Source organism: Bradyrhizobium sp. USDA 3311, assembly GCF_054062495.1.
On the sequence record NZ_JBSSFI010000001.1, the window covers coordinates 8437922 to 8450849 of the forward strand.

The window sequence follows — 12928 nt, forward strand, 5'->3', positions numbered from 1 at the left end:
TCTCATGACGAGTTCTAGGCAGTTTGCTTTCGGCCGGTCCGGCCATTTGAACGACGATGACGTACGATGGGACGACGATGGCGCCGGATGGGGAGGCGAAAGTCACCGGTTCGATTTCCGTGGCCACGAAGACCACCATGCCATTCACAAGGACCTGGTTCTGTCGGTCGCTCCGACGGCGACGTCCGGCGACTTCAACATGCACGCAGTGCTGGATTCGCCCGGGTCGACCGAGGGCCGGCCGCTGATGATCCTGCTGCCCGGCTTCTCGTATGACCACACCTATTGGGATCCCCCGGTCGGCAACGGAAAATATTCGTTCGTCGATGCGGCCAATGACGCCGGGTACGCGACCTTGAATCTCGATCGGCTGGGGACGGGAACCAGCGACAAACCGCCCGCCGATCTGACAACGATCCAGGATCAGGCCGACGAGCTGCATCAGATCATTCAGTCCATCAAGAGTGGCGCCCTGAGCAGCTACGGGTTCTCCAAGATCGTCCTGGTCGGTCACTCCCTGGGTTCAGGCATCGCGCAAACCGAGGCCGGCACATACCACGATGCCGACGCGCTCGTGCTCACGGGCTTTCGGCACGAGGTCAACCCGGCCGGCGCCGGCGAGTTCGCCAACGCCATTCACCCGGCCGCCGGCCAGCCCGACGGGTACCTGACCTTCGGCGATCGAAGCTTCCTGTTTGACAGCAACAACACCTCGCCCAAGATCCTTGCCGGGGATGCCTCGCATATCGGCACGGGCACGGCCGCCGAACTGAACTTCGCATTTGCGCTCGATCCGGCGCGCTCGGTGGGAATCACAGCGCCGGTGCTCGAAGTCGTCGGCGATCACGACCTGCTGTTTCAGACCGATCCCTCAACCTTTGCGGCAGAACGCGCCTTCTATCCCAACTCGTCCGACTTCGAACAACTCGTGGTCAAGAATGCCGGGCACGACGTCACGCTGTCGCAGAATGCGCACCAGACCTTCGCGCAGATCATCGACTTCGTGGAGAAGGTGGCGCCGGTCAATCACCATCACGATTTCCTGGTGTGATCGCCGGTCCGACGGCGCCAATCCCGACCCGTAGGCAGGCTCTTTCGTCCAGCGCGTCGGTGCGCGCGCAAAGAAAAAAGGCCGGGATTGCTCCCGGCCTTTGCTCGTCGTGATGAGGCGTAGCTTACTGCAGCGAGGCGCGCTTGGGCGGGGTGGCCGGCCACGATTTGATCAGCGTGTCGTAGTCGACCGTCTCGCCCTTCGGCTTCTCGTTGGCGAGCTTGCGCTGCGGAGCGATGGTGCCGTCCTTCTGGGCCTTGGCGAACCAGTATTCGGCCGACTCCTTCTTGTGCAGCTTCGGACCGCAGGCGCCCTGCACGCCGGACTTCTCCAGGCGCTCCATAACGGAGTCCTGGGCAGCGGCCAGCGCGTCCATTGCGGCTTGCGGCGTCTTCGCACCGGACGACGCATCGCCGATGTTCTGCCACCACAGCTGTGCCAGCTTCGGATAGTCGGGCACGTTGTTGCCGGTCGGGGTCCACTGCACGCGCGCGGGCGAGCGGTAGAACTCGATCAGGCCGCCGAGCTTCGGCGCACGCTCGGTGAACGACTTGTCCCAGATGTCGGATTCACGGATGAAGGTGAGACCGACATGGCTCTTCTTCAGCGACACCGTCTTGGAGACGATGAACTGGAGATACAGCCAGGCCGCCTTGCGGCGATCCGCCGGGGTCGACTTCAGAAGCGTGAGCGAGCCCGCGTCCTGATAGCCGAGCTTCATGCCTTCCTTCCAGTACGAACCGTGCGGCGACGGAGCCATACGCCACTTCGGCGTACCGTCCGCGTTCATCACGGCGATGCCCGGCTTCACCATGTCGGCGGTGAAGGCGGTGTACCAGAACATCTGCTGGGCGATGTTGCCCTGCGCCGGCACCGGACCCGATTCGGAGAAGGTCATGCCCTGGGCCTGCGGCGGCGCGTACTTCTTCATCCACTCGAGGTACTTCGTGATCGAGTAGACCGCGGCCGGACCGTTGGTGTCGCCACCACGCTCGACCGAGGAGCCGACCGGACGGCAACCTTCCATGCGGATGCCCCACTCGTCCACCGGCAGGCCGTTCGGAATGCCCTTGTCGCCGTTACCGGCCATCGACAGCCAGGCGTCGGTGAAACGCCAGCCGAGCGACGGGTCCTTCTTGCCATAGTCCATATGGCCGTAGACCTTGACGCCGTTGATCTCCTTGATGTCGTTGGTGAAGAACTCGGCGATGTCCTCATAGGCGGACCAGTTCACGGGCACGCCGAGCTCGTAGCCGTACTTGGCCTTGAACTTGGCCTTGTAATCGGGGTTGGTGAACCAGTCGTAGCGGAACCAGTAGAGGTTGGCGAACTGCTGGTCGGGCAGCTGGTAGAGCTTGCCGTCCGGCGCCGTGCCGAACGACTTGCCGATGAAGTCGTTGACGTCGAGCATGGGGTCGGTGACGTCCTTGCCCTCACCGGTCATGTAGTCCGACAGCGCGATGGTCTGGCCGTAGCGGAAGTGCGTGCCGATCAGGTCGGAATCGTTGATCCAGCCGTCATAGACGTTCTTGCCGGACTGCATCTGGGTCTGCAGCTTCTCGACGACGTCACCTTCCTGGATGATGTCGTGCTTGAGCTTGATACCGGTCAGCTCGGAGAACGCCTTGGCGAGCGTCTGCGACTCGTATTCATGAGTCGCGATGGTTTCCGAGACGACGTTGATCTCCATGCCCTTGAAGGGCTCGGCAGCCTTGGCGAACCACTCCAGCTCCTTCTTCTGGTCGTCCTTCGACAGCGTCGAGGGCTGGAATTCCGCAATCCACTTCTGGATCGCGGCGTCGTCGGCAGCACGAACCGGCGCCGAGACGGTGAACGACACCGCCAGAAGCGCAGCAGTGCTGGACATGGTCAGAAAACTGCTCTTGGTCAATGGACCTTTCCTTCTCCTAAACTGTCGCATGTTGTTCCTCCGTTGCAGCGACAAAATTTTATACAGGCCCGGGTTGCCCCCGGATCTGGCCGTCCCTTCGCGAGCTTCAGACCGTGCGGAAAATGAGCACGGCCGTGGCCAGCGAAATTCCACTTGCGAGCCACAGGCTCGAAATCTCAAAACCATCCTCGCCGATCGGCAGCGTCGCGAGCGCGTCGGTGCCGACGAGGCCGATCCACACGAGATGGATGACGGCGGCCGCAATCAGCGAGATGAACAGGCGGTCGCCGCGCGTGGTCGGAATACTGAGCACGCCGACGCGCTCGGCCTCGGGATAGACCGCGGCGAGGTACGTCATGACCGCGAGGGTGCAGGCGAGCGCCGCGAAGAAGATCGCGGTCGGCAGCGTCCAGGCCATCCATGCAATAGATTCCATCGATGCCTCCCTACACCCGGCCGAGCGCGAAGCCGCGCGCGATGTAATTGCGGACGAACCAGATCACCAGCGCGCCCGGAATGATGGTGAGCACACCGGCCGCTGCCAGCAGGCCCCAGTCCATGCCCGCGGCCGACACCGTGCGCGTCATGATCGCCGCGATCGGCTTGGTCTGCACCGAGGTCAGCGTGCGCGCGAGCAAGAGCTCGACCCAGGAGAACATGAAGCAGAAGAAGGCGGCGACACCGATGCCGCTGGCGATCAGCGGCACCAGGATCTTGATGAAGAAGCGCGGGAAGGAATAGCCGTCGAGGAACGCGGTCTCGTCGATCTCGCGCGGCACGCCGGAGACGAAACCTTCCAGGATCCACACCGCCAGCGGAACGTTGAAGATGCAGTGCGCGAGCGCAACGGCCCAGGGCGTATCGAACAGCCCGATCGCCGAATAGAGGTTGAAGAACGGCAGCGCATAGACCGCCGCCGGCGCCATCCGGTTCGACAGCAGCCAGAAGAACAGGTGCTTGTCGCCGAGGAAACGGTAGCGGGAGAAGGCGTAGGCCGCCGGCAGCGCCACCGAGATCGAGATGATGGGTGTTGAGGACGACGTATTCCAGCGAATTGATGTAGCCGGAGTACCAGCTCTCATCGGTGAAGATGCGCCTGTAGTGCTGGAGCGTCGGGGCGTGCGGCCACAGCGTCATCGTCGAGACGATCTCGCTGTTGGTCTTGAAGCTCATGTTGACGAGCCAGTAGATCGGCAGCAGCAGGAAGACCAGGAACAGCCCCATGATGAGGCGGCGGCCGGGAATCGAATGCATCAGGCCACTCCTTCCTTCGGCTTGAGCGCGGGCGCAGGCTGGAGCGCGCCTGCGGGCTTGGGCTCCGCCGCCGGCTCCGTCTCCGCCTGTGCCTTACGCTCGACGCCTGCATTGGTCATGACGGTGTAGAAGATCCAGCAGACGATCAGGATGATCAGATTGTAGACCAGCGACAGCGCGGCGGCCTTGCCGAGGTCGAACTGGCCGAGCGCGATCTTGACCAGCTCGATCGAGACGAAGGTGGTCGAGTTGCCGGGTCCGCCGCCGGTGACGACGAACGGCTCGGTGTAGATCATGAAGCTGTCCATGAAGCGCAGCAGCACCGCGATCAAGAGCACGCGGTTCATCTTCGGCAGCTGGATCGCCTTGAACACGGCCCAGCGCGAGGCGCCGTCGATTTGCGCCGCCTGGTAATAGGCGTCCGGGATCGACTTCAGGCCGGCGTAGCAGAGCAGTGCGACCAGGCTGGTCCAGTGCCAGACGTCCATCACGATGACCGTGACCCAGGCGTCGACTGCGTTGGACACGTAGTTGTAGTCGAGGCCCATCGCATTGAGCGTATAGCCGAGCAGGCCGATGTCGGGTCGACCGAAGATCTGCCAGATGGTGCCGACGACGTTCCAGGGAATCAGCAGCGGCAGCGCGAGGATGACGAGGCAGGCCGCGACGGTCCAGCCGTCGCGCGGCATCGACAGCGCAACGACGATGCCGAGCGGCACCTCGATGGCGAGGATCACCAGCGAGAAGAACAGATTGCGGCCGAGCGACGCGAGGAAGCGGCCGCCGAGATCGGTCGAGGGATCGAGCAGCTCCTTGAACCAGCCGACGCCGTTCCAGAAGAACTGGTTGTTGCCGAACGTGTCCTGCATCGAATAGTTCACCACCGTCATCAGCGGCAGCACCGCCGAGAAGGCGACGACCAGGAACACCGGCAGCACCAGGAACCAGGCTTTTTGGTTGATGGTCTTGTCCATCAGGCGGCTCCTTCCACCAGAAGGCTGTCGGCATAGACGTGGACATGCGACGGATCGAACTTCAGCCCGGCGGTGCCGTCCGCGCTGGTGAAGCCCGCCGGCGCGCGCGCCGCGATCTTGGCCTCGCCGATGCGGACGCGCGCGAAGCGGATGCGGCCGAGGTCGTCGATGCGTTCGACCTTTGCGGTGAGCAGGCCAGGTGCCGGCGCGACGGCGTCGACGAACTCCGGACGCACGCCGATCTCGATCTTCGCGCCCGCGGGCAGATTGTCGTAGCTGCGGCCCAGCGCGATGACATTCCCGCCGATGCGCGCCTCGCGGCCCCTCACCTCGGCCGGCAGGATGTTCATGCCGGGCGAACCGATGAAATAGCCGACGAAGGTGTGCGCTGGCTTGTCGAACAGCTCGGCGGGCGTGCCGCTCTGCACCACGCGGCCGTCATGCATGACGACGACGGTGTCGGCGAAGGTCAGCGCCTCGGTCTGGTCGTGGGTGACGTAGATCATCGTCAGGTCGAGCTCGCGATGCAGCGCCTTCAATTTCGAGCGCAGCTGCCATTTCAGCTCGGGATCGATCACGGTCAGCGGCTCGTCGAACAGCACCGCGGCGACGTCGTTGCGCACGAGGCCGCGGCCGAGCGAGATCTTCTGCTTGGCGTCCGCCGTGAGCCGCGTCGCCTTGCGGTTCAAATAGGGATCGAGGTCGAGCAGACGGCCGATCTCGGCGACGCGCCTGTCGATCTCGGCTTTCGGCACGCCGCGGTTCTTCAGCGGAAACGCCAGGTTCTCCCCCACCGTCATGGTGTCGTAGATCACCGGAAACTGGAACACCTGGGCGATGTTGCGCTTCTGGGTTGACAGCGGTGTGATGTCCACCCCGTCGAACAGGATTTTCCCCCGCGACGGCGTGATGATGCCGGAGATGACGTTGAGCAGCGTGGTCTTGCCGCAGCCGGACGGCCCAAGCAGCGCATAGGCGCCGCCCTGCCGCCAGGTCATGGTCACCGGCTTCAGCGCAAAGCTTTCCTGCGGCGCAGCGTTGCCGCCGTAGGAGTGGGCGAGATCGACGAGGTCAATGCGGGCCATGGCGCATCCCCCTCACTGGCTTGGAGCTGCGACGAGGCGATCAGCCGCGTCGAATACGAAGACATCATTGGGATCGAGCACGGCATCGATGGTCTGGCCGGGCTCGAACTCGTGCACGCCGTGCAGCACCGCCACCCAGTTCGATCCGTCGCGGGTCAGATGCACGAAACTCTCCGAACCGGTGATCTCGGTCACCGTGACAGTGGCGTGGAAGGCATGGCGGTCGGTCTCACCATTGGCGAGCGCAAGCTGATGCGCGCGAAAACCGACGCGATAGGCGCCGTCGGCGAGAGCGGAATAGAGGCCGGACGCCGGCGCGGCGATACCTCCCGCATATTGCACCGAACCGTTCTTCTTCTCGATGCCGACGAGGTTGAGCGGCGGATCGGAGAATACCTGGGCAACCCGCAGCGTCTGCGGACGGCGATAGACGCTGGGCGTCTCGCCGATCTGAAGCGCCCGGCCCTCCCACATGCACACCGTGTTGCCGCCGAGCAGCAGCGCCTCGGTCGGCTCGGTGGTGGCATAGACGAAGATCGCGCCCGAGGCCTCGAAGATGCGCGGCAGCTCGGCGCGCAGCTCCTCGCGCAGCTTGTAATCGAGATTGGCGAGCGGCTCGTCGAGCAGCACGAGATCGGCGCCCTTGACCAGCGCACGCGCCATCGCAGTGCGTTGCTGCTGGCCGCCCGAGAGCTGGAGCGGCGTGCGCTTCAGGAACGGCTCGAGCCTGAGCAGCTTTGCGGCTTCCGCCACGCGCGCCTCGATCTCCTCGCGCGGCTTGCCCTGCACGCGCAAGGGCGAAGCGATGTTCTCATAGACCGTGAACGAGGGGTAATTGATGAATTGCTGATAGACCATGGCAACCGAACGCTGGCGCACATCGACGCCGGTGACGTCCTTGCCGTTGACCAGCACCTTGCCCGTGGTCGGCTTGTCGAGGCCGGCGAGCAACCGCATGATCGAGGTCTTGCCCGACAGCGTCGGCCCGAGCAGGACGTTGAGCGTGCCGCTATCGAGCGTCAGCGAGACGTCGCGGATGTGCGCGACACCATCGACGGTCCGGGTCACGTGATCGAGCGTGACGGTCATGAGCGTCCTCCCGCTTCCAGCAGGGGACTTTGCAGCACGGCGTTGGTCCTGATCCAGTCGTCAAGCGCCGCGATCTCGTCGGCAGATAGTCGCAGGCCGAGCTTGGAACGGCGCCAGACGATGTCCTCGGCGGTAACAGCCCATTCGTTGGCCATGAGGTAGCGGACCTCGCGCTCGGTGAGCGTCGCGCCGAAGGCCTGGCCGAGATCGGCGGGCGATTTCGCATCGCCAAGCAGCTTGATGGCGCGGGTACCATAGGCGCGCGCGAGGCGACGCGCATGCGCATGGCCGAGGAAGGGATAGCCGCGCTGGAGCTCGGCGATCAGCCCGTCGATGTCGGACACATCCATGTCGCCGCCGGGCAGCGGCCATTTGCCGGTCCAGCCCTCGCGCGCTTTCGCGCTGCGAAGATAGGGCGAAAGCCGCTCCAGCGCCTCCTCGGCGAGGCGGCGGTAGGTCGTGATCTTGCCGCCATAGATCGAGAGCAGCGGCGAGCCGCCGGGCGTGTCGAGCTCGAACACGTAGTCGCGCGTTGCGGCCTTGGCTTCACTGGCGCCATCGTCATAGAGCGGCCGCACGCCGGAATAGGTCCAGACCACGTCCTCTGAGGTCACCGGCTTGGCCAGATATTCGCTCGCGGCGGCGCAGAGATACTGGATTTCCTCCGGCGTCGCCTTCACCTTGGCGGGATCGCCGTCATAGTCGCGGTCGGTGGTGCCGATCAGCGTGAAATCGTCCTGGTACGGGATCACGAAGATGATGCGGCCGTCGGCATTCTGGAACATGTAGGCGCGGTCGTGGTCGTAGAGTTTCTTGACCACGATGTGCGAGCCCTGCACCAGGCGGACCTTGGCTTTCGCGTTGACGCCGGCACCGCGGCCGAGCACGTCCTCGACCCAGGGGCCGCCGGCATTGACCAGCGCCCGGGCCTGGACCTGCGAGCGCGCACCGGTCAGCGTGTTGACCATGCTGACCGTCCAGACGCCGTCGGCCTGGCGGATCTCGGTGGCACGGGTGCGGGTGCGGATCTCGGCGCCCTTGTCGGCGGCATCGCGCGCGTTGAGCACGACGAGGCGGGCGTCATCGACGAAGCAGTCGGAATATTCGAAGGCGCGGCTGTAGCGATTCGGGATCAGCGGGCGGCCGACCTCGTCACGCCCAAGATCGACCGAACGGGTCGCCGGCAGCAGATGGCGGCCGCCGATGTGGTCATAGAGGAAGAGGCCGAGCCGCAGCAGCCAGGCGGGCCGCAAACCGGCGTGATGCGGCAAAACGAAACGCAGGGGGCGGATGATGTGGGGCGCGATGCCCCAGAGGATCTCGCGTTCGATCAGCGCCTCGCGGACCAGGCGAAACTCGTAATATTCGAGATAGCGCAGGCCGCCATGCACCAGCTTGGTCGACCAGGACGACGTCCCACTCGCCAGATCGTTCATTTCGCACAGGAAAACCGTGTTGCCGCGGCCCACCGCGTCGCGCGCGATGCCGCAGCCGTTAACACCGCCTCCAATAATGGCGAGGTCGAAAATACGCTCCAACAGACGCATCCCCCGGCGACTCGCTCGTTCCTTCGAGCGACTACTTTCGTTTTTGATTAGATCACACCGAAAAGCGAAAGCAAGATGAAAGAGAGGCGAAGGGAAGTGAAAGCGGAACTTTTTAGTGGGCAATCGGACGAGGAAATGAGCAGCTTAGACGGCAATTCGAGAAGCAATAGCGCGCTTGAATGGTCAGCCACGATAGATTATAGTCATAATAGTCATATTGGTTCTTGCTGGCATGGCCGATCACAACACTGCACCCGACACGCTTCCGGCTGATGACACGTGGACGCTTGCCAACGCCAAGGCACGACTGTCCGAGGTGATCGACCGCGCCCAAACCGGCCCGCAGATCATCACCCGTCACGGCAAGCCGAACGCCGTGATCGTTTCCGCAGAGGAATGGGCCCGCAAGACCGCACGCAAAGGCACGCTGGCCGAATTCCTGCTCGCCTCTCCGCTGCGCGGCGCCGACCTCGCACTTGATCGCACGCACGATGCGCCGCGCGACGAGACGCCGTGAACCTGCTGCTCGACACCAACGTACTGTCGGAAGTTCAGCGGCCAGCCCCCTCGCCGAAAGTCTTGGCTTGGCTTGACACGATCGATGAAGATCGTGCGTTCATCAGCGTCGCATCGATCGCCGAGCTTCGCCGCGGCATCGCATTGCTGGAGGATGGCCGCCGGCGCTCGGCACTGGCCGCTTGGCTTGCCGATGATCTGCCGACGCGCTTTGGCGAACGTGTCCTGCCGATCGACCAGGCGGTGGCCGAGCGTTGGGGCGACCTGATGGCTCAGAGCCGCCGCAGCGGCGTTGCTCTGTCCGTGATGGATGGCTTCTTTGCCGCAACCGCGCTTGCGAACGATCTCATGCTCGTCACGCGCAATGTGAAGGATTTTGCCGCATTCGGCGTCCCGCTGCTCAATCCGTGGGACGACCGATAGTCCTATCTTAACCGCACCACCGGCGCCGCTTCGGGTGCAGCTTCCTGAGCATCGGCCTGCACATCATCAATATCCGCCCCTTTCGGCATCGCCTCCACCACTTCGATGCCCTTGCTGTGGCAGATGGTGGCGAGGCGTTCGGGAAGCTCCTGGTCGGTGACGAAGGTCTGGATCTGGGTCATGTGGGCGATGCGCACCGGCGCGCTGCGGCGGAGTTTTGTGGAATCGGCGACCAGCATGACACTGCGGGCATTGGCGATGATGGCCTGCGCGACCTGCACCTCGCGATAGTCGAAATCCAGCAGCGCGCCCTCCTCGTCGATCGCGGAGGCGCCGATGATGGCATAGTCGACCTTGAACTGGCCGATCAGCTGCGTCGCGGTCGAGCCGACCACCGCACCGTCGGCGCGCCGCACCGTGCCGCCAGCAACCACCACCTCGATGCGGGGATGGCGGTAGAGCAGCATCGCGACGTTGAGGTTGTTGGTGATGACGAGGAGATCCTCATGCGAGGTCAGCGCGCTCGCGACCTCCTCCGTCGTGGTGCCGATGTTGATGAAGAGCGAGCATCCGTTCGGGATGAGCGATGCGGCCGCAGCCCCGATCGCCTTCTTCTCCTCGGCGGCAACGAAGCGGCGCGCCTCATAGGCGAGGTTTTCCACGCCCGAGGCGATGATGGCGCCGCCGTGGATGCGGGTCAGCGAACGCCGTTCGCAGAGATCGTTGAGATCCTTGCGGATGGTCTGCGCCGAGACCTCGAACCGGCGCGCGAGCTCCTCGACCATGACGCGGCCGGAGGCGCGCGCGATGTTGAGGATTTCGGCTTGGCGATGGGTCAATCCGGTCACGGCAATGGCCTCAAATCAGGAAGGTGCATGGTGCGGCGGTTCGCGCCATCGGTCAATGCGCCCGCCGATCACGGTTAACGGATGAGGCCTCTCACCACGCCATCGCGGCAGCCAGAGGCGCGAGCAGGGCCGGATCGTCGAAGGCGCCGGCGGAGGCGACCGCGCCGGCGGCAACCAGGTCGGCATGGCTGAGGCTGGTCCGGATGCCGATGGTCGGAATGCCGGCCGCGGTGGCCGATTGCACGCCGGTGCGGGAGTCCTCGAATGCGACCGAGGTTTCCGGCCTCGCGCCGACGAAGCGCAAGCCTTCCTGATAGGGCAGCGGATGCGGCTTGCCGTGCGGCAGCTCGTCGCCGATCACGAGCGCCTTGAAACGGTCCGTGATGCCGAGGCCGGAGAGCAGCAGTTCGGCGTTGAGACGCGGCGCGTTGGTCACGGCAACCATGGGAACGCCGGCCGCGTCCGCCCGGTCGAGCAGCGCCATCAGACCCGGCAGCGGCTCGATCTGCCCGGCGACGAGCGCGCGGAAGACTTCCTCCTTTTCATCGAGGATCGAGGCGCGCCGTTCCGGCGCCTCGTCGGGCAGAAAGCGCTCACCGATCGATACATTGGCGAACCCTTGCAGCTCCCTCGAGAACCGCGCGTGATCGAAGACATGGCCGCGAGGGCCGAGCACCTCGTTGAAAGCCTTCAAGTGCAGCGGGTCGGTATTGGCAAGCGTACCGTCGATGTCGAACAGCAATGCTCTGCCCGTCGCATTGTCCTTGGCCTCGATCATTTCCGTACTTTCCCAAATGCACGACGCATCGATGCGCGACACGTATCAATATGGCTGCGATCACGCAATGACGCATGCGCATGACGACGACGTGACCACTCGACAAAGCCGCGCGCGGCTGTAACACTCTCATCAAGAGCAAAAAGGAGGAAACGATGACGATCAACCGACGCGATCTGGCTCTCTCGACCCTTGCCGTTCCAGCTCTTGCCATCTCTGCGCTCGCCCTTACGACACCGGCGCTGGCCGCGGCGGCGGACGAAGAAGCCGTGGCGAAGAAGGTCGAGGCCTTCCGCCTCGCCCAGATCGCGGCCGATCCGAAGGCGCTCGGCGCGCTGTGCTGGGACGATCTGAGCTACAGCCATTCCAGCGGCAAGGTGGAGGACAAGGCGACCTTCATCACCAACGCCACCGACGGCAAATCGAAATTCCTGTCGATCGAATACAAGGACCCGACCATCAAGGTCGTCGGCCCGGCCGCGATCGTGCGCTTCCACTGGGTCGCGGAACAGGAGATGGCGGCCGATGGGAAAAAAGTGCCGACCAACCTTCACATCCTGATGAACTGGCAGAAGCAGGGCGACGACTGGAAGCTGCTGTCACGCGCGGCGACGAAATTGTGATGTCGCTTCTTACCCTCTCCCCTTGCGGGAGGGGGTAAGGCGAAGTGCGCGGCAAAAGATTCCGGGTTCGCGCTACGCGCGCCCCGGAATGACAGGGGCTACGCCGCTTCTTTCACATCGCCGTTAACCAGCTTGCGCGCAGCGCGCTCGGCTTCGCGGGCGTTGCGGAAGAGCTGGCCTTCGAGGCGGTAGAAGCGGTCGGATGAGGCGAAGAAGCAATAGCCTCCTTGAGAGCGAACGACGATACCTGCGGTCTGTGAATTAACTTCGATGATGTAGCTGTCCGGCATGGCCCGTGGATTCCTCAAGTGCGGGCAAATAACGACACTTCTGCCCAAAGGTTCCTGGGCATTTGAGGCCGTTTCCACCCCGAATCGACACGCAATTGAGTACGCTGGGACCTCATCCGTTTTATGACTTGTTCTTGGCGAAGACGCGACGACCGCGGACGCAACGTCGCGCGGTGATGCGCCGCGGCGGCTACGTCGCGATCGGCGTATCGGTGGGGGTTATCGACTGCGGACGGCCGTGATCGTCGATCGAGACATAGGTGAAGTTGCCGTCGGTGACGAGGAACGGGTGCGCCTCCCTGCGGCGAAGCGCCCAGGCTTCGAGATGCACGGTGAGTGAGGTGCGCCCGACCCGCACGAGATTGGCGTAGACAGAGACGAGATCGCCGACATACACCGCTTTGCGAAAATTCATCGCCTCGATCGCAACCGTCACGGTGCGCGACTTCGCGATCTTCGAGGCGAACACGCCGCCGCCGACGTCCATCTGGCTGAGCAACCAGCCGCCGAAAATGTCGCCGTTGGCGTTGGTGTCGGCCGGCATCGCCAGCGTGCGAAT

14 protein-coding genes and 1 pseudogene are annotated in these 12928 nt (G+C 64.0%); 4 read left to right on the top strand and 11 right to left on the bottom strand.

Going from position 1 to position 12928, the window contains the following annotated elements; genetic code table 11:
- The first annotated feature begins 4 nt into the window (after nucleotides 1-4).
- Complete coding sequence (locus ACVWW6_RS40145; RefSeq protein WP_456682705.1) at nucleotides 5-1051, top strand: alpha/beta hydrolase; 1047 nt, start codon at nucleotides 5-7, stop codon at nucleotides 1049-1051.
- Between the two features lie 124 nt (nucleotides 1052-1175).
- On the opposite strand, the gene ACVWW6_RS40150 is transcribed toward ACVWW6_RS40145, so the two are convergent.
- The 7 genes and pseudogenes from ACVWW6_RS40150 to glpD all read right to left on the bottom strand — a co-directional run bounded on the left by ACVWW6_RS40150 (nucleotide 1176) and on the right by glpD (nucleotide 8891).
- On the bottom strand, nucleotides 1176-2918 hold the full coding sequence (locus ACVWW6_RS40150) for an ABC transporter substrate-binding protein (protein ID WP_039184952.1): 1743 nt from the start codon (nucleotides 2916-2918) through the stop codon (nucleotides 1176-1178).
- A 130-nt stretch (nucleotides 2919-3048) separates the two neighbouring features.
- Nucleotides 3049-3378, bottom strand: coding sequence for a DUF2160 domain-containing protein (locus ACVWW6_RS40155; RefSeq protein ID WP_028175055.1), 330 nt, complete (start codon nucleotides 3376-3378; stop codon nucleotides 3049-3051).
- Between the two features lie 10 nt (nucleotides 3379-3388).
- A pseudogene (locus ACVWW6_RS40160) lies at nucleotides 3389-4196 on the bottom strand (carbohydrate ABC transporter permease).
- Entirely contained in the window at nucleotides 4196-5170 is a 975-nt protein-coding gene (locus ACVWW6_RS40165; RefSeq protein ID WP_060910819.1) for a carbohydrate ABC transporter permease, read from the bottom strand. The pseudogene ACVWW6_RS40160 and the gene ACVWW6_RS40165 overlap by 1 nt, the downstream one beginning before the upstream one ends.
- A complete protein-coding gene (locus ACVWW6_RS40170; protein WP_011085225.1) occupies nucleotides 5170-6255 on the bottom strand; it encodes an ABC transporter ATP-binding protein in 1086 nt (361 codons plus the stop codon). The genes ACVWW6_RS40165 and ACVWW6_RS40170 overlap by 1 nt, the downstream gene beginning before the upstream one ends.
- 12 nt (nucleotides 6256-6267) lie before the next feature.
- Nucleotides 6268-7344 carry an ABC transporter ATP-binding protein gene (locus ACVWW6_RS40175; RefSeq protein WP_456682706.1) on the bottom strand — a complete coding sequence of 359 codons (1077 nt, stop codon included), beginning with the start codon at nucleotides 7342-7344 and terminating at the stop codon, nucleotides 6268-6270.
- Nucleotides 7341-8891, bottom strand: coding sequence for a glycerol-3-phosphate dehydrogenase (glpD, locus tag ACVWW6_RS40180; RefSeq protein ID WP_456682707.1), 1551 nt, complete (start codon nucleotides 8889-8891; stop codon nucleotides 7341-7343). Before glpD ends, ACVWW6_RS40175 begins: the two co-directional genes overlap by 4 nt.
- A gap of 232 nt (nucleotides 8892-9123) precedes the next feature.
- Between glpD and ACVWW6_RS40185 the strand changes: the two genes are divergently transcribed.
- Complete coding sequence (locus ACVWW6_RS40185) at nucleotides 9124-9408, top strand: type II toxin-antitoxin system Phd/YefM family antitoxin (RefSeq protein ID WP_456682708.1); 285 nt, start codon at nucleotides 9124-9126, stop codon at nucleotides 9406-9408.
- Complete coding sequence (locus ACVWW6_RS40190) at nucleotides 9405-9830, top strand: PIN domain-containing protein (RefSeq protein WP_456682709.1); 426 nt, start codon at nucleotides 9405-9407, stop codon at nucleotides 9828-9830. Before ACVWW6_RS40185 ends, ACVWW6_RS40190 begins: the two co-directional genes overlap by 4 nt.
- A 2-nt stretch (nucleotides 9831-9832) precedes the next feature.
- Here the strand turns inward: ACVWW6_RS40190 and ACVWW6_RS40195 are convergent, their stop codons facing one another.
- Nucleotides 9833-10678, bottom strand: coding sequence for a DeoR/GlpR family DNA-binding transcription regulator (locus ACVWW6_RS40195; RefSeq protein ID WP_060910813.1), 846 nt, complete (start codon nucleotides 10676-10678; stop codon nucleotides 9833-9835).
- A 91-nt stretch (nucleotides 10679-10769) separates the two neighbouring features.
- Nucleotides 10770-11456, bottom strand: coding sequence for an HAD family hydrolase (locus tag ACVWW6_RS40200; RefSeq protein ID WP_038967389.1), 687 nt, complete (start codon nucleotides 11454-11456; stop codon nucleotides 10770-10772).
- 155 nt (nucleotides 11457-11611) lie between these two features.
- Here ACVWW6_RS40200 and ACVWW6_RS40205 point away from each other — a divergent pair, with 155 nt between their 5' ends.
- A complete protein-coding gene (locus ACVWW6_RS40205) occupies nucleotides 11612-12079 on the top strand; it encodes a nuclear transport factor 2 family protein (protein ID WP_011085218.1) in 468 nt (155 codons plus the stop codon).
- Nucleotides 12080-12177: 98 nt separating this feature from the next.
- Here the strand turns inward: ACVWW6_RS40205 and ACVWW6_RS40210 are convergent, their stop codons facing one another.
- Nucleotides 12178-12369 carry a single stranded DNA-binding domain-containing protein gene (locus ACVWW6_RS40210; RefSeq protein ID WP_028175062.1) on the bottom strand — a complete coding sequence of 64 codons (192 nt, stop codon included), beginning with the start codon at nucleotides 12367-12369 and terminating at the stop codon, nucleotides 12178-12180.
- Between the two features lie 190 nt (nucleotides 12370-12559).
- Entirely contained in the window at nucleotides 12560-12913 is a 354-nt protein-coding gene (locus tag ACVWW6_RS40215; RefSeq protein WP_304566118.1) for an acyl-CoA thioesterase, read from the bottom strand.
- Nucleotides 12914-12928 lie beyond the last annotated feature (15 nt).

Coding starts and splice junctions, on each gene's coding strand:
- ACVWW6_RS40145 (WP_456682705.1), top strand. CDS start 5: ATGACGAGTTCTAGGCAGTTTGCTTTCGGCCGGTCCGGCCATTTGAAC.
- ACVWW6_RS40150 (WP_039184952.1), bottom strand. CDS start 2,918: ATGTCCAGCACTGCTGCGCTTCTGGCGGTGTCGTTCACCGTCTCGGCG.
- ACVWW6_RS40155 (WP_028175055.1), bottom strand. CDS start 3,378: ATGGAATCTATTGCATGGATGGCCTGGACGCTGCCGACCGCGATCTTC.
- ACVWW6_RS40165 (WP_060910819.1), bottom strand. CDS start 5,170: ATGGACAAGACCATCAACCAAAAAGCCTGGTTCCTGGTGCTGCCGGTG.
- ACVWW6_RS40170 (WP_011085225.1), bottom strand. CDS start 6,255: ATGGCCCGCATTGACCTCGTCGATCTCGCCCACTCCTACGGCGGCAAC.
- ACVWW6_RS40175 (WP_456682706.1), bottom strand. CDS start 7,344: ATGACCGTCACGCTCGATCACGTGACCCGGACCGTCGATGGTGTCGCG.
- glpD (WP_456682707.1), bottom strand. CDS start 8,891: ATGCGTCTGTTGGAGCGTATTTTCGACCTCGCCATTATTGGAGGCGGT.
- ACVWW6_RS40185 (WP_456682708.1), top strand. CDS start 9,124: ATGGCCGATCACAACACTGCACCCGACACGCTTCCGGCTGATGACACG.
- ACVWW6_RS40200 (WP_038967389.1), bottom strand. CDS start 11,456: ATGATCGAGGCCAAGGACAATGCGACGGGCAGAGCATTGCTGTTCGAC.
- ACVWW6_RS40205 (WP_011085218.1), top strand. CDS start 11,612: ATGACGATCAACCGACGCGATCTGGCTCTCTCGACCCTTGCCGTTCCA.
- ACVWW6_RS40210 (WP_028175062.1), bottom strand. CDS start 12,369: ATGCCGGACAGCTACATCATCGAAGTTAATTCACAGACCGCAGGTATC.
- ACVWW6_RS40215 (WP_304566118.1), bottom strand. CDS start 12,913: ATGCCGGCCGACACCAACGCCAACGGCGACATTTTCGGCGGCTGGTTG.